The organism is Planococcus sp. CPCC 101016, assembly GCF_007859295.1.
Classification (GTDB): Bacteria; Bacillota; Bacilli; order Bacillales_A; family Planococcaceae; genus Planococcus.
Genome location: NZ_VOHB01000003.1, coordinates 41,833 through 57,507, shown reverse-complemented (window position 1 = coordinate 57,507; position 15,675 = coordinate 41,833). Strand labels below are relative to the sequence as shown.

General features: G+C 43.7%; 18 protein-coding genes. 10 read left to right on the top strand and 8 right to left on the bottom strand.

Features of this window, described 5'->3' with window-relative positions; translation table 11 throughout:
• The first annotated feature begins 23 nt into the window (after positions 1-23).
• Both FQV26_RS12390 and FQV26_RS12385 read left to right on the top strand, forming a co-directional pair.
• Complete coding sequence (locus FQV26_RS12390) at positions 24-677, top strand: SDR family oxidoreductase (RefSeq protein WP_146557860.1); 654 nt, start codon at positions 24-26, stop codon at positions 675-677.
• Positions 678-783: 106 nt separating this feature from the next.
• Positions 784-1,611: an undecaprenyl-diphosphate phosphatase gene (locus FQV26_RS12385; protein WP_146557859.1), complete on the top strand. Its 828-nt coding sequence runs from the start codon at positions 784-786 to the stop codon at positions 1,609-1,611.
• Between the two features lie 41 nt (positions 1,612-1,652).
• On the opposite strand, the gene FQV26_RS12380 is transcribed toward FQV26_RS12385, so the two are convergent.
• Positions 1,653-2,534: a LysR family transcriptional regulator gene (locus FQV26_RS12380; RefSeq protein WP_146557858.1), complete on the bottom strand. Its 882-nt coding sequence runs from the start codon at positions 2,532-2,534 to the stop codon at positions 1,653-1,655.
• A gap of 185 nt (positions 2,535-2,719) precedes the next feature.
• Between FQV26_RS12380 and FQV26_RS12375 the strand changes: the two genes are divergently transcribed.
• Positions 2,720-4,039 (top strand): GntP family permease, encoded by a 1,320-nt coding sequence (locus FQV26_RS12375; RefSeq protein WP_146557857.1) that lies wholly within the window; start codon positions 2,720-2,722, stop codon positions 4,037-4,039.
• A 24-nt stretch (positions 4,040-4,063) separates the two neighbouring features.
• The gene (locus FQV26_RS12370; protein WP_146557856.1) at positions 4,064-4,840 is read left to right on the top strand and encodes a 3-hydroxybutyrate dehydrogenase; all 777 of its coding nucleotides are present in this window, start codon (positions 4,064-4,066) and stop codon (positions 4,838-4,840) included.
• 73 nt (positions 4,841-4,913) lie between these two features.
• On the opposite strand, the gene FQV26_RS12365 is transcribed toward FQV26_RS12370, so the two are convergent.
• From FQV26_RS12365 to FQV26_RS12350, 4 genes are all read right to left on the bottom strand, one after another.
• Entirely contained in the window at positions 4,914-5,189 is a 276-nt protein-coding gene (locus tag FQV26_RS12365; RefSeq protein WP_146558206.1) for a spore coat protein, read from the bottom strand.
• A gap of 132 nt (positions 5,190-5,321) precedes the next feature.
• Entirely contained in the window at positions 5,322-5,522 is a 201-nt protein-coding gene (locus FQV26_RS12360; RefSeq protein ID WP_146557855.1) for a spore coat protein, read from the bottom strand.
• 189 nt (positions 5,523-5,711) lie between these two features.
• Positions 5,712-6,485: an alpha/beta fold hydrolase gene (locus FQV26_RS12355; RefSeq protein ID WP_146557854.1), complete on the bottom strand. Its 774-nt coding sequence runs from the start codon at positions 6,483-6,485 to the stop codon at positions 5,712-5,714.
• Positions 6,486-6,645: 160 nt separating this feature from the next.
• A complete protein-coding gene (locus FQV26_RS12350) occupies positions 6,646-7,197 on the bottom strand; it encodes a TVP38/TMEM64 family protein (RefSeq protein ID WP_146557853.1) in 552 nt (183 codons plus the stop codon).
• A 204-nt stretch (positions 7,198-7,401) separates the two neighbouring features.
• Here FQV26_RS12350 and FQV26_RS12345 point away from each other — a divergent pair, with 204 nt between their 5' ends.
• From FQV26_RS12345 to FQV26_RS12330, 4 genes are all read left to right on the top strand, one after another.
• A complete protein-coding gene (locus FQV26_RS12345; protein WP_146557852.1) occupies positions 7,402-8,460 on the top strand; it encodes a YkvI family membrane protein in 1,059 nt (352 codons plus the stop codon).
• A gap of 97 nt (positions 8,461-8,557) precedes the next feature.
• Positions 8,558-9,496, top strand: a complete 939-nt coding sequence (locus tag FQV26_RS12340; RefSeq protein ID WP_146557851.1) for a ketopantoate reductase family protein — start codon at positions 8,558-8,560, stop codon at positions 9,494-9,496.
• 69 nt (positions 9,497-9,565) lie between these two features.
• Positions 9,566-10,528, top strand: a complete 963-nt coding sequence (locus FQV26_RS12335; protein ID WP_146557850.1) for a TRM11 family SAM-dependent methyltransferase — start codon at positions 9,566-9,568, stop codon at positions 10,526-10,528.
• Positions 10,529-10,721: 193 nt separating this feature from the next.
• Positions 10,722-11,954 carry a cysteine desulfurase-like protein gene (locus tag FQV26_RS12330; RefSeq protein ID WP_146557849.1) on the top strand — a complete coding sequence of 411 codons (1,233 nt, stop codon included), beginning with the start codon at positions 10,722-10,724 and terminating at the stop codon, positions 11,952-11,954.
• 48 nt (positions 11,955-12,002) lie between these two features.
• Here the strand turns inward: FQV26_RS12330 and FQV26_RS12325 are convergent, their stop codons facing one another.
• Together FQV26_RS12325 and FQV26_RS12320 are read right to left on the bottom strand one after the other, a co-directional pair.
• A complete protein-coding gene (locus tag FQV26_RS12325; RefSeq protein WP_146557848.1) occupies positions 12,003-12,677 on the bottom strand; it encodes a class D sortase in 675 nt (224 codons plus the stop codon).
• Positions 12,678-12,730: 53 nt separating this feature from the next.
• The gene (locus FQV26_RS12320) at positions 12,731-13,159 is read right to left on the bottom strand and encodes an LPXTG cell wall anchor domain-containing protein (protein WP_146557847.1); all 429 of its coding nucleotides are present in this window, start codon (positions 13,157-13,159) and stop codon (positions 12,731-12,733) included.
• Between the two features lie 308 nt (positions 13,160-13,467).
• On the opposite strand from FQV26_RS12320, the gene FQV26_RS12315 reads away from it, so the two are divergent.
• Positions 13,468-13,917: a HEAT repeat domain-containing protein gene (locus FQV26_RS12315; protein ID WP_146557846.1), complete on the top strand. Its 450-nt coding sequence runs from the start codon at positions 13,468-13,470 to the stop codon at positions 13,915-13,917.
• 40 nt (positions 13,918-13,957) lie between these two features.
• Here the strand turns inward: FQV26_RS12315 and FQV26_RS12310 are convergent, their stop codons facing one another.
• Entirely contained in the window at positions 13,958-14,539 is a 582-nt protein-coding gene (locus FQV26_RS12310; protein WP_146557845.1) for a biotin transporter BioY, read from the bottom strand.
• A gap of 210 nt (positions 14,540-14,749) precedes the next feature.
• Here FQV26_RS12310 and FQV26_RS12305 point away from each other — a divergent pair, with 210 nt between their 5' ends.
• On the top strand, positions 14,750-15,625 hold the full coding sequence (locus tag FQV26_RS12305; protein WP_146557844.1) for an ROK family protein: 876 nt from the start codon (positions 14,750-14,752) through the stop codon (positions 15,623-15,625).
• The last annotated feature ends 50 nt before the right edge of the window (positions 15,626-15,675 follow it).

Sequence of the window (15,675 nt, the reverse complement as noted above, 5' to 3'; positions counted from 1 at the left end):
TAGGATGAAGGGAAGTGCGGCATATGAAAGTGGCGATTATCGGAGCAAACGGAAAAGTAGGCAGTAAATTAGGGCGGATTCTTGCTGAGCGAGGGGACGAACCAGTCGGATTTATTCGCAAGGCAGAGCAGGCTGAGCAATTGGAAGCACAGGGCATTCGGACAGTCATAGCAGACCTCATCGCTACAGATGCCGATGAATTTGCGAAACTGCTTAAAACCTGCGACGCTGTAGTTTTTACTGCAGGAGCAGGCGGAGCGGGCGAGGAATTGACAACTGCCATCGATGGCCAAGGATTGGTAAAGATTGCGAAAGCTGCCGAATTGGCAAATGTCCGCCGCTTTTTGCTAGTCTCGGCATTTCCGGACGCTGGACGCGGCAAAGAAACACCTGCCAGTTTTGAGCATTATATGAAGATTAAACGGCAATCGGAAGTCGATTTGGTAAAAACTGCTTTGGATTGGACCATTTTAAGGCCCGGAACGTTAACAGACCAAGCCGGCACAGGAAAAGTGAATTTGGGCTATACGCTTATGTATGATACGATTTCACGGGAAGACGTTGCTGGCACATTGGCAGAACTGCTCAAGTACCCTGAAACCGCTGGACAGATCTTGGAAGTGGTCAAAGGAGAAGAGCAGATCGAAACCGCCGTAAAAATAAAAGCCGGCAAATGAATACCTGAAAAACATTTATTCCAGTTGAAATGAATGCAACCTTTAACCATGCTGATGCGTTCTAAGTTCAGCATTGATTTTATTATAGAAAGCAGGATCAGCACAAATGGAGTGGTTAGATTTACTTAAAGCTTTAATTTTAGGTTTTGTGGAGGGAATGACAGAATTCGCTCCAGTTTCTTCTACTGGCCACTTGATCATCGTCGATGATATGTGGCTGAAATCACAGGAATTTTTGGGGAAATATCCAGCCAATACGTTCAAAATTGTCATTCAATTGGGATCCATATTAGCGGTTGTCGTTGTTTTTTGGAAACGTCTTTTCAACTTAATCGGGTTATATAAGATTGAAGGGCAGCCGGAAAACTCCAGCTTCAATTTATTGCATGTCATCATCGGCATGCTGCCGGCAGTGGTTTTCGGATTCGCCTTTAAGGATTTAATCGATGACCATTTGTTTGGTGTAGAGACTGTTATCTATGCATTGGTTGTTGGAGCGATCCTAATGATCGTTGCGGACAAGTTCGGCCCTAAAAATCCTTCTGTCAACTCTTTGGATGAAATTACATATTTTCAGGCTTTAAAAATTGGTCTTGTGCAATGTCTGTCCTTATGGCCAGGGTTCTCCAGATCAGGTGCTACGATTTCAGGCGGTGTCCTATTTGGTCTGAATCACCGGGTCGCGGCTGATTTCACGTTTATTATGGCGGTTCCTATCATGTTTGGAGCGAGCCTCGTATCCGTATTGAAAAACTGGGATACCTTGTCGATGGATTATTTGTCATTCTATGTCGTTGGTTTTTTGTCAGCTTTCATTTTCGCATTGATTTCCATCCGTTTCTTTCTGAAACTGATTTCGCGCATCAAGCTGGTGCCCTTTGCCATTTATAGATTGGTACTGGCAGCTGTATTGGCAATCATCGTTTTCTTATAGCAAGTAAAAAGGAGCTTCCAAAAGGAGCTCCTTTTTTTGACTCAAACTTTCGGCAATTTTTCTACTAAGGTGATAAATTCGCGTGAAACATAGGGCACATACCGATTTTTTGCCATGATAATGCCCAGTCTCCAAGGAAATGTGTGGGTTAGTGAAATCATTTTAAAAGGCCCTCCTTTAACACGATCACAAATCAGTTTTGGCATCAGCGTGACGCCGAGATTTTTTTCGACCATTCCGACGATAAAATCCCATTGAGAACTTTCATAGGCGATTTTTGGGGTAAATCCCTCACTGATACAAAATTCGATTGTGCGGCTATTTAAGGTGAATTCCTTGCTGAGCAATAAGAAGGGATCTTCTTTAAACTCAATCAAATCAATCAAGTCATGATGAGCAAGCGGATGTGATTCATGGACCAGCAATTTAATTTCTTGATCGACAAACGGAACGACATTAAATTTTTCATCATCGACAGGGAGCATGACAAAACCCAAATCGACCTCGCCTTCATATACTTTCCGTTCCACTGTTTTAGCGCCGTCTTCAGCAAGCATGATTGTGACTTCAGGATAAGCACGCTGAAATTCAGCAATGATTGTTGGGAAAAATAGAGTGCTGATCACTGGCGGCAGACCAATCTTGATTTTTCCTTTTTTTAAATTCATGACATCGTATAGTGACGCTGACAGATCATCCAGGCTATGAATAATTTTTTGGGCCTGTACATAGACCACTTCGCCTGCATCGGTCAAACTGATTTGACGCGCTGAGCGGTCAAACAGCACGACTTCCATCTCTTCCTCCAAGTTTTTAACCATTTTGCTTAAAGTAGGTTGTGTCACATGAAGAGCCAGGGCAGCTTTTGTATAGCTTTGATGTTTGGCAACTTCAATGAAGTACGTTAGCTGTCGTATATCCACATAATCTCCTCACTTATAACTATTTGTTATAGATCTTATAGTTATTATTCATTTTACCTATCCTGTTGTCAGTTGTACACTAATGAAAGCCATCAGGTCAAAATATTTAGACAACTACATTATTTTTTTGAGGTTTTAAGTAAGCGTTTTCAAATCATTGGAAACAGCAAAAGGGGGAGTTTTATATGTTAAGCATGATTGGAATGGTGGGTGGACTTGTTCTCCTTATCGTCTTGACGATGAGAGGCATGAATTTATTAATTGCGGGTCCTTTATCTGCATTGTTTGTAGCACTTTTTAGTGGCCTGCCATTATTTCCACAATTAGTGGGCGAAGGGGAAGCGAACTTATTAACGAATTATATGACCAGTTTTTCTGGATTTATCACTTCGTGGTTCCCGATGTTCCTGCTTGGGGCCATATTTGGTAAAGTAATGGAAGACAGCGGTGCTGCTGATAGTGTATCAAGATGGCTGGTCGGCAAGTTCGGTTTGTCCAAAGCAGTGTTGGCGATTGTTATCGCTTGTGCTGTACTGACATATGGTGGAGTCAGCTTGTTCGTTGTTGCGTTCTCAGTCTTCCCGATGGCACTCAGCCTGTTCAAACAGGCTGATCTGCCGCGCCGGTTTATCCCCGCCGCTTTGGCACTGGGCTCCGTGACGTTTACGATGACGTCTGCCGGTTCTCCAGAAATCCAAAACTGGATTCCGATTGAATACTTGAATACCAGCCCGTACGCGGGATGGGAAGTCAGTATTCTGGTAGCCGTCTTTATGGCGGTGTTCGGCTATTGGTGGCTAAAACGAATGATCCAAAAAGCAGTCAATAAAGGAGAGCGTTTTGAAGCGCGTTCAACAGATCCGATTGTGGAAGACCGAGATCTTCCGAATCCTTTGATGGGTTTGATCCCGCTGCTGGTGGTTCTAGGCATTTCGTATATTTTCCATGACTCATTAATGACTTCTGCGTTGATCATTGCTTTATTGGGCGGTGTCATTACGACTTATTTATTGAACCGCAAATATTTCTTGAATCTGGGCAAGGCTTTGTCTGAAGGAACGATTGGAGCATTGATTGCAATTGGGAATACGGCTGCAGTGGTTGGATTCGGGGGAGTCGCTAAAGCGGTGCCGGCGTTCCAAATGGCAGTGGATGCCATGACCAGTATCCCGGGAAGTCCATTGATTGGAGGAGCTATTGCAGTCAGCGTCATTGCAGGATTAACCGGTTCTGCTTCTGGCGGTCAGGTTATCGCACTGCCTTTGATTGCCCCTCATTATATTGACATGGGCGTTAATACAGAAGCGCTTCACCGAACAATTGCAATTTCATCAGGAGCTCTCGATTCTTTGCCGCATAACGGTTATGTCGTTACGACCATTCAAGGGATTTGTGGAGAAACGCATAAAGCCGCCTATGGTGCTGTTGGTGCAGTAACCGTAATTGTTCCATTGATCGGATTAGCTATCGCTATTGTCCTGTTTACACTGGGACTTGGAATTTAACAAAAGCTATGGAGGGAACGGACTATGGTAGATAATAAAGTAGTATTGATAACAGGTGCTGCAAGCGGAATCGGCTATGAAATCAGCGCTGATTTTGCTGCAGCTGGTGCGAAAATCATGCTGACAGACATCGATGAAGAAGCTGTTTTAAAAGCTGCGGAAACGCTGAAAGCAAAAGGCATGGACTGTGTCGGCATCAAATGTGATGTAACCAATGAAGAGGACATTAAAAACGCCATTGAACAAACAATGGCGCATTATGGATCGCTTGATGTCTTGATCAATAATGCTGGCCTGCAGTACATTGCGCCGCTTGAGGAATTTCCTACCGAGAAATACGAATTATTGATTCGGATCATGCTCATCGCTCCGTTTATTGCGACCAAGCACGCATTCCCTATTATGAAAAAACAGGGATCTGGGCGCATCATCAATATGGCCTCCATCAATGGACTCGTTGGATTTTCCGGGAAAGCAGCATACAATAGTGCCAAGCATGGTGTTATCGGCTTGACCAAAGTGGCTGCGCTGGAAGGGGCGGAACACGGAATCACGGTGAATGCAATGTGTCCGGGCTATGTCGACACGCCTCTTGTCCGCAATCAAATGGAAGATTTGGCCAAGACACGTTCTGTGCCTGTTGAAAAAGTCTTTGAAGAAGTACTGTACCCTTTAATTCCTCAAAAGCGTTTGTTGAGTGTAAAAGAAATATCGGACTATACGATGTTCCTCGCTAGCGACAAAGCCTCGGGAGTAACGGGACAGGCCGTCGTTCTGGACGGCGGTTATACAGCTCAATAAAATTAAGTGAACGAATAAACCCGTCCAGCCATTTGCGCTGAACGGGTTTTTATCATGCGTAAAAGCTTGTGCATTAGACAAAATTTTTATTTTTGATCAATTCAAGTGCAATATCTGCCTTCTTCAAGTCGTGTTCAACTTGCTCATCGATGTTATAGGCATGGTACATCTCTTTTTTAATCATGTACTGAGCGATTTTGTCGTGCGTATCGATGGCAATGTCCAATTCCCGGCGAAGGATTTTTTTGACTTCCGGAGAAGCGGTTTCCGTGATTGCTACTGCCAAGTTTCGAACGCCAGCTTTCGCTGTCACCAGAAAATCTGTAGCAATCGCCATGTCATCGAGCATTGAACCAGGGATTGCTAAATTATCCTGTTTCGCGTTTATCTTTGTAACACTTTTTTTAGCTGTTGTTTTTTTAGGTTTGTTATCGGCTTTCTTTGCCATATGCCTCACCCTTTCCAAATAGATTGATGGAACTTATTTTTCTGCATCTGCCAATAGTTTCCGTAGATCTTTGATCGCCTTTTTTGACAGTTCCAAATCTTCTTCAAGTATGGCTTTCAGTTCTGGGTCTTGTGCCAAACCGCTGAATACTTTATTTTTAGCAGCACAAGCTGTTTTAAAAGTCAGCACTTCGTGGACTTCCAATTTTTCATGCATCGCCAATTGTTTTGCCATGTTTTTCCCTCCTGAGTAAATGGATGATGGTAAATGCTAGTTAATCCTTTCCCCGTTCAACTGCTTTTAAACCATAGAAAACACCCGGAAGCTGCAGGTTGCCCGGTTAGTCCCACGTAATAAAGCTTCCCCAAGGAAGCTTCTAAATTAATATAGTTTGGTGCACTGTGGTTGAAAATGGAAGATCAACTAGTCTAAGAAATTTTCTGCAATTCCGAGGAATAGTTTGGCTTGTTCGACATTCGGTGCATGTCCGGAGCGCTTAAATTCCATATAGGTGGCATCGGGAATAAGAACTGCCGTTTCCCGTCCTTTTTCTGGGGGGTTCAAACCGTCGAATTTCCCGCTGATCACCAATGTTTCGGCAGTGATTTTGCTAAGCTGCGTGCGAAAGTCGAACTCCTTCAAAGCTTCAGAAGCGATAACTTGTTCCCGCATGGTCAATTGTCGGCTGTTTTTAGCTGTTTTGCTCAGCCACTCATCGATGAGGGGCTGGTTGTAGTAAATATAACTGGAAGAGGAGCTGAACTTTTCAAGCATACTCAAGCCCTCAAACTTCTCGGGGAAGCGATCGAAAAGTTCCGTCATGGATGATTGCTCACCATAAGATTTTGTAGCAACCAATATAAGTTTCTCTACTCTTTCAGCTGCCTGCGCTGCTACTCCCTGCGCGATATAACTGCCCATCGATACGCCAATAACATCAACTGAGTTAAGAGACAGATGGGAAAGAAGAGCAATGGCGTCTTCTATATGATCCTGCAATGTGTACTTTTCGGGCCGGCTTGAGTTGCCATGGCCGCGTGAATCCAGTGCGAGGACACGTCGGCTATTTTTAAAGAACTCTATTTCTCGGTAAAACATCGCTGAATTGCTGGTCAATCCGTGCAGCAGCAGAAGAGGACGGCCTTCTCCGATGTCTTCATAATACAAATCGATTCCGTTGTGGGAAAAAACTGGCATAATCATTCTCCTTTATTAAAACTGATGGTCCCCTGTTAAGTTATACCCTGTCTCTGAAAGATTACCGCTTTTTCAGCAAAATAAAAAACACAACGAATTGTTGTGTTTAAAAAAATAGTGAGAATCCAATGACATTTTGCTGACTGATATTCTCTTCCATTTAATTGGATTGTGCCCGGGAGTTCTGCCATTTTTCAATAAAGCTGAAGATGGCTGCAAGCAATAGAAACATGCTGGCGGAAGTGTACCAGGGAAACTCTGAAATGGCCTGCCCAAAAGCGGTATAGAGAACTGCTGGTGCGATAAGGCCCAAAGCAGAGATGGCCATGTATTCTTTCCGTGATTTGGTCATTTCCATTAAATAGAGTGACAGCAAATGAAAATGGACGAAAGGCATGATACGCAAAATCATCACTTGGGCTACGGATAGGGTACGGTCCGGAAAAATCTTGTCTTTCAAGCGCGACATCTTTTCCCGGAATTTCGGGAATTTATTGACCAGCGTATAAGAGACCAGGCTCATTAAGGTAAGGCCAATAAACGACAAAAATGCGCCTTCAACAAAACCAAACAAGTAGCCCCCGGCAATACAAATGGCGATAACCGGCAGGAACAGTAGCGGCCGCAGTAAATGCAAAAGGATAAAAAGAAATGGAGCCAGCCAGCCAACATTGTCCATGAAAACTTCGAGGGATTGATCGAATTGATCCATACGATTCCGACCTCTCTAAAAATGATTACTAATAAGGTAGGATAATCCAAAAGGAAGGCAAAAGCAAGGAGGAGGAAAGATATTCCCAAAATTATGTTTAAGCCGTCTTCTGTTACGGGAAAAAGAAAGTAGTTTAAGAAAAAACTGAACCTGCCGTATGGATCTGGTTATAGAACAGAAGCGGCGAAGCGGAAGGAAGAGAATATGAAAAGAAGCTTGAGAATAGCAAGTGCATTTATTGGAATTGTCGTAGGGGCAGGATTTGCTTCCGGACAGGAAATTTTGCAGTACTTCACAAGCTTTGGTTATTGGGGAATTGGAGCAGTCCTTGTGGCAGCTGCATTATTTGGTTATTTAGGAATGGTGTTGACGCGTCTGGGCAGCCGGATGCAAACCACTTCCCATGAAGATGCCGTGTATGCCATAAGCGGTAAAGTACTTGGAAAAGTGATCGATTATACATTGATCATCACTTTATTTGGGATTTTAGTGGTTATGATTGCGGGAGCTGGATCGATTTTCTCTCAGCAATTCAACATGGCCCCGGCATTTGGCCGGAGTATCATGATTATCCTTGTTATTTTCACCATCATGTTGAATGTGAGAAAAGTCATTGCAATCATCGGCAGTATTACCCCATTTTTAGTCTTGTTAGTTGTTGGAATCACCGTCTACAGCCTATTGACGATGACTTCAAGTTTTGCGGAATTGGAGCCGGTTGCTAGAGAACAATTGTCATCAACCCCTCATTGGCTATTATCGGCGGTTAATTATGTATCGTTGGCCATCGCACTCGGAGCTTCAATGTCCCTCGTTATGGGGGGAGCCGAGAAAGATGCAAAAGTTGCAGCGCGCGGCGGTTTGATTGGCGGCCTTGGTTTTGGTGTATTGATTTTATTAAGTTATTTAGCCATTTTTTCAAAAGTAGATGTTGTGGGCTCTTCGGATTTACCGATGTTGGCTCTTGCCGACAACATTTCTCCGATATTGGGTATCATCATGTCAATTGTCATTTTTGCAATGATCTATAATACGGCTGTAAGCATGCTCTTGTCGTTCTCTGCACGCTTTATGGAAATTGGAACAAAACGCTTCCGTATTTTTGTGATCGTTGCAGGGTTAGCGGCATTCCTGTTAAGTTTCCTGGGATTTACTGCACTCGTCAATTGGTTCTATCCGATAATTGGGTACCTTGGCTTATTACTGGTAGGGGCTTTGATTGTCGCGGATATCCGGAAAGTCGGGAAACCGGCGAAAAAATAAGCTTTAGCAAACCAGCTGCCCTATAGAGGCAGCTGGTTTTTTGTGCTATATTCAGGCTAGCCAGCAGCAGGGAGTGCTGCTTGAAAAGAGGGATTTTATGAAGATACTGATTGTCGGTGCAGGAGCAATGGGCTGCTTGTTCGGTGGACGTTTAAAAGCTCAACAAGCTGAAGTTGTTCTCTATAATCGGAACAACCCGCACGTGGAAAAAATAAATCGCAGCGGATTAACGATCGTCGAACGCGATAATAAAGAAACGACCGTCCCATTGACTGTTGTGCAGGAAGTGTCAAAGACAGCTGCTTATGATGTTGTGTTAGTACTGGTGAAAGCCCATGCTACCCAAGTGGTTATGGAAACAATGAAAGATTCATTTTCCCCTGAGACGCTGCTCATCACCATGCAGAATGGCCTTGGAAACTTGGAGACCCTCATTAAGCTCTTTCCAGACAATCCGGTAGTTGCAGGGACGATGGGATGCGGCGCAAGTGTGGAAAGTGACGGACGGATTCTTCACAGAGGATGGGGCATGAACTATATTGGCCGAGCTGAAGACGCGGAAGCACACGGAAAATTGATGGAGTTCATTAGCCTGTTGAATCGCTCCGAGCTGAAAACGGAACTGGCAGAAGATGTCCAAAGTGTCATCTGGAATAAGCTGTTCGTAAATGTTGCTTTCAATTCGCTGACCGCATTGACGCGATTGAGAAATGGTGACATTTTGAACACGGATGAAGGCAAGGCATTATTACGGAATGTCGTTAGTGAGGCTGTTAGGGTGGCGGAAGCGGAAGGGGTTTCTGCGGATTTGGAGCAGGTTATCGCCAATTGCTTGAAGATGGGCAGGGAAGATATCGGCGCCAATAAATCCTCCATGCTGATGGATGTTCTGCATAAACGAAAAACAGAAATTGACGCCATCAATGGTGCCGTGGCGAAAATCGGCAAAGAACATGGCCTTGAGACTCCACATAACGAATTGATCACAGGAATCGTAAAAGTTATCGAATCAAATTATGAACTACAAGTCGACTAACTTTCAACGAATTCTGCTATACTTAAGGGATATTGTCCTAAACAAAAGGGCAGATAAGGACGGGATGAATTGAATCGATTAACTGCAACTGGTGACTACATCTATACCTACGCTTATACGAATGATGAAGAGGCGTTATGCCAATTGGAAATGCGCTCTTTTTTTGGAAAAGATTCAAATGATAAAATTATTAAGAGCGGAGTAGGAATTGAACCAAGCCGAAGCCCGTTCATCAAAGAACGAATTGAAGTATGTTTTGAAGGCGAGACATTACAGGGAATTCTGGAGCAATCAGCTGAAGTTGATATGGCTGATGCTACATTCAAAGTCATTTTTCTGAAAATTAATGGCTTGTCGGAAAAGGATCAGGTGGATTATCTTGGAAAGCGGGATATTGAGCGGCAGATCGGAGCGGCTATTACCGGCGAAGCGGACGTCCATCATCCGGACATCACATTCGGGTTAATTCCTTTTGACGGGCGTTGGTATTTTGGCCGTTATCTCCAAAGTGAACCGGTCTGGTTCAAGCATATGAAAAAGCCTAGGGAATATTCAACTGCCCTTAGTACCCGCGTTGCACGGGCCGTAGCGAATATTGCGGTTCCAGCTCCCGAAGGCGTTAAAGCTATTGATCCATGCTGCGGTATCGGCACGGTTTTGGTGGAAGCGTTATCGATGGGCATTGATATAGTGGGGCGTGATATCAACCCATTGGTCGTCGAGGGCTCGCGGGAGAATATTGCGCATTTTGGGTTGACGGGTGATGTCAATTTGGGTCCAATAGCGGAAGTCGAAGACAATTATGACGTGGCCATCATCGACATGCCGTATAATTTATACACGCATGCCACACCCGCAGATCAATTGGCCATTTTGAAAGATGCCCATCCGTTTACGGAAAAGTTATTGGTTGTCACGATTGAAACGATGGATCACATGGTTGAAGAAGCCGGATTTGTAGTCACTGACCGCTGCATAGCGAAAAAAGGACTGTTCCTGCGTGAAATTCTGGTCTGTCAGAAAGCAGTTTAATGAAAAGAAGAGAAAAGCTGCCACATGCGGCTTTTTTTAGTTGATAAAATCATGTTTGGATCGTATTTTCAGCGCCCTGGATCGTTTTTGTTCTTTAACGGATTGTATTGTGAAAATCGCTGAAAAATAAAGGAGATTTCAACGGAAAATTGAATACGATTAAAGTACCTTAATCGAAAAGGAGCTGCATACCATGAAATTTACTGAAACTACTTTTCCTATCACCGAAGTTCGGAAACAATTTCCAGCTTTGGCCAGAACATATAAAGAAAAACCAGTAGCCTATTTTGATGGCCCTGGAGGTTCCCAAGTCGTCAATTCCGCGATTCAGGCAATTACAGCCTATATGGAAAGAGGAGGTGCCAATCTTCATGGGGCTTTCCCTTCAAGCTGGGAAACGGAAGAAATCCTCTCAGAGGCAAGACAGGCAGTAGCTGACTTCCTGAATGTCCAAGCAAAAGAAGTGGCGTTTGGCGCTAATATGACAACATTAACGATTGCCATAGCGAACGCGCTTGGCAAAAAGTTCAAAAAGGGTGACGAAATTGTCGTCACTGAAATGGATCATCGAGCCAATGTTGATCCTTGGATTATGATGGCAGAGGACCGGGGCTTAACGGTTCGCTGGATCAAAGTAGATGCTGAAACAAAAACATTGGATTTGACGCAACTGGATACGCAAATCAATGACAACACTAAAATCGTAGCTGTGGGTATGGCCTCTAACGCCATCGGAACCGTAGTGGATCTACAGCCTTTTACTGAACGGGCAAAAGAAGTCGGCGCTTTGCTGGTAGCGGATGCTGTCCATGCCGCTCCGCATTTGCCAATTGACCGGGATCAGCAGCAAATTGATATTTTATTATGCTCGGCTTATAAATTCTTTGGTCCTCATATCGGTATCGCTGCTATCAGGGAAGATGTCTTTAAAGAACTTGAACCCTATAAGCTGACAACTTCACCTGCCTATTACCCGGACAAGCTGGAGACTGGTACGCAAAACCATGAAGGCATTGCCGGTATCCGCCCCGCCATTGAGTTTTTTGCTCAATTCGGTGAAGGAAAAAGCCGCAGAGAACGCATTTTATCTGGCATGGAACAAATAGAAGTATATGAAAACAGCTTGGCCAATCGGCTTCGTGAAGGACTGTCAGCTATTGAGGGCGTTACGGTTACACAGGCTGCTCTAAATGTACCAAAAACTCCGACAGTTGCTTTCCAAGTCAATGGCATTGAGCCTGGAGAAATCTGCAGAAGATTGGCAGAAGAACACAGCATCTTTGTCGCGGCTGGCCATTTCTATGCCTCAACGCTTGGTGAGGTATTAGGAGTCAACGACAGTGGAGGATGGGTGCGTGCAGGGCTTGCTCCTTACAGCACGGAAGAAGAAGTTGAGCGTTTAATTGATGCAATAAAAAATCTGTAAAATGATAAACAGGGCAACAGCTGATGAGATCATCGGCAGTTGCCCTGTTTAATTTGGAGCCGTTTTATGTGTTGAAACCAATTCAGCTTGGACGATATAACGGTCAGGTGCATAGCCAATAAAATCAAATGGATAACACGTGGTTAAAGTCAGCTTGGATTGATCTTTTTCAGTAATGACGGTTCTGTCATCTTCATGGGTGATCCAAATATCAGTGATTTCATATACAAAAATCTCTCCATCGTATTCAACTATCAAGTCATCTTTTTCTTCAAGCACACCCAATCCGGTAAAAACCGTATCACGGTGGCCGCTTAAAACAGTATGGCCATTTCCTCCTGGAACGGTCGTTAAGTCGCTGACATATAAGCCTACTCCTTTTTCTAAAGTATTATCATCGGCTCCCCAATAAACCGAATATTTTTGGGCGATTTTAGGAATCAGCAAGTCGGCTGTTTTTTTGCCAGGTTCATGTTGAATAGAAGTCGTCAATACGGGTTTCGGTTTTTCAACATCAGCGGGAATGGTGGCTGCTTTTTCAGCAAGTTCAATGGGTTCATCCGGGACCTCGAATGAGGAATATTCTTTTATCTCGTGGATTGTTTTCAACTCTTCGTCGGTCAAGGTTTGTGCAGAGCTGGATGCACTATGCCATTCATATAAATGATACAAACCGATTGCCAGTCCAGAAACAATCAACAATACACCAAGCCATTTTCTCATAAGACTCACCTCAAAGAGAACCGGCAGGGGAATTCCTGCCGGCAAGTTTTGTTTTAAGCGTTTTGATTTTTGCGACGGAACAATAGAAGAGAACCAGCACCGGCAAGTCCGGCACCAAACAGCATCATCAATGGACCATTTGAAGCTGTGTTCGGCAATGCAGCGCCTTCTTCTGTTTCATCTTCTTCAGTGGCTGTTTCTTCTTCACCAGAAGCCTCATCAGAAGAATCATCAGATTGCTGTTTAGCTACGTAGCTATCGTAATCACTTTGACTAACTTCACAAGCTAAGCCATCGTTGTCGCGATCCAAATCATGCGGATCATTGTTTGCATCAAAACCATTCTCATACCAGAATGCCATTACTTCTTCGTGTGATGAAAAGTCCCCACAATCTTTGTCATTTTCTACAGCTCCGACGTTCAATGCAGAGCCTAAAACTAAAAATGAACCAAAGACCACTCCAACAAATTTTTTCTTCATAATTATTCCTCCCATTCCAATGATTATGTAACATCTTTTATCTTACCTATAGTTTACTTAATTTTCAATTAATTTTTAATAATTTTATCAAATATTAGTTAAAAAAGGTAAAAATACTTATAGAAAATACAGGAGTTATAAACTTTAGGACTCCAAAATTTACCACTCTCTACATATAGCAACGAGGCTCGCAGAATAGTCGGCTTTTTTCCTTTTGTCTCAGATGATGTTATACTAGTAAGAACTTGTTCCGTCAACAGAGAGCATTACGTCATTTCCCGCAAAGGGGATGAACAAAGGAGAATGAAATTTTGAAACAACCGAACAAAAATACCCCAAATCTACCACCGAATTATGACGAATTGAAAAAAGCGGCGAACCGGACAGCAAACTGGAAAGAACGTTTGGCTGCGGTTGAAGAGCTTGGCAAGTGGAAGAGCGATCCAACGATCGATATCTTGACACATCGCATGAACCACGATCCTGTTTATCAGGTACAGGAAGCTGCCTATTCAAAATTGAAAGATCTTGGTGAAAATGTTCACATGCCGGAACGGAAGAAATTTGATTTGATCAAAGACACTTCTAAAGTTTTGGTACGCATCAAAAAAAGCTTGCCTGCAGATCATAGCTATGAAGATTTCAAAGAAAAGCTTCAAAAAATGCGCGTCGATATTTATGATACGTATAAAGGCGATAAAGGTGAAGATTTTGAGAAGTGGTTGGAAGACCAATGGAAATCAGCTCCAACTAAATAAGAAACAAAAAAACCGGATGCCTCAATTGGCATCCGGTTTTTTATAGATATTTTTGAATGATAGGCTTTAAACGGAAGCCGAATATACCGGCAAGAACGGCCAAAATGATATCTTTTGGCAGGGGTACTGCCATCCAGGCCCAAGCCATCTGGTAAGTAAAGCCTTCTGGTGCAGCGAACCACAGCTTATAGGCTGCATACATCCAGTTGGTGCCAAATAAGTAATTAACGGCTGTTCCGGTCAGCGCCGCAACGATAAATCCTTTTTTGGAAGGCCATTTCTCCACAATCAATCCGGCAATATAAGCGGCGAATACATAAGAAACAATAAATCCGAATGTGGGGCTGATCAAGGTATCCATACCGCCTGAAAATTTTGCGAAGACCGGTACGCCAGCGAGGCCGATAAATGCATATACAATCATAGAAACGGCACCTAGGCGGCTGCCGAGCAAAATGCCTGCCAAAATTGCAAAAAATGTCTGAAGGGTGATGGGTACGCCTCCGACGATTAAAAAGGAAGCGATGTTTGCACCAATAGCCATCAAGGCTGAGAACATGGCGATATGTACCAATTGCAGCGTGCGGGAATGATTGGTGGATCTGGTGGTGGTCGTTGTCATACAGGTTCCTCCTATATTCTTTCTATGAATTGAGTATAATCAGAACAAATATTTAAGTCAACTTAATTTTTATTTTAGTTAACACAAATATTTAGTAAGAATTACGCCTATCACTATAAGAAGAATAGTACTTTATCTGAAAAAAATTATAGACCTTTCGATTAGTTAAGGTATGATAGAAATAATTCAGTCAATTAGTAGGAGGCTCTCATGGCAAAGGTTTTAGGAATAGATATCGGGGGAACGAAGATTCGCATGGGCATTATCGATGCAGCTGGCGAAATTTATTATGATGAACAGGTACCTACACAATTTCCTTTGTATGCTTATTTGGAAGAACAGGTTCAGCGATTGCTGACCTTGTATCCTGAAGTGGCAGCAATCGGAATCGGCACACATGGTTTTGTCGAGCCAAAAGAAGGGCGTGTAATTTATGCCACGGATATTCTTCCGGGGTGGTCAGGCACACAGGTCAAAGCACAATTGGAACAGGCAACCGGGAAAAAAGTTGAAGTGGAAAATGACGCAAACTGTGTGGCATTAGCTGAAGCCAAGTTCGGAGCAGCAAAAGGACTTGATCGTGTCGTCTGCTTGACGCTTGGAACTGGTCTTGGCGGGGGAGTCTTATGGGATGGCAAATTATTGAGCGGGGGACCGCACGGAGGAGCTGGAGAGCTTGGTCATATGCTTCTTTACCCAAACGGCGTCCTTTGTCCATGTGGCCGAAAAGGCTGCGGTGAGCAATATGTTTCCGGTACTGCCATCCGGCGGCGCATCAAGGAAGCGGGCCTGAAAGTAACACCGCAGGAACTGTTTGAAAACGCAGCGGCGGATCCTGACTGCATGAAGCTGGTAGAAGGATTTACTGCCGACCTAGCCTTTATCGTCAGCAACCTGCAGGCAGCTTTTGATATGGAAATGATGATTATTGGCGGAGGTGTTTCAGAATCAGCGGCGCTGTGGTGGGATTTGTTCCTGCAGCAGCTGGAACCGCAATTACTGAATCCTTTGGCTGTTGAAGTGGCACAGTTTGAGAATGATGCCGGGATTTTAGGTGCAGCTCTATTAGTTCTGGAAGAAAAGTAAGATAATTATTTCCATAGAAAAAGCTGACCTCTAATAGGTCAGCTTTTTCT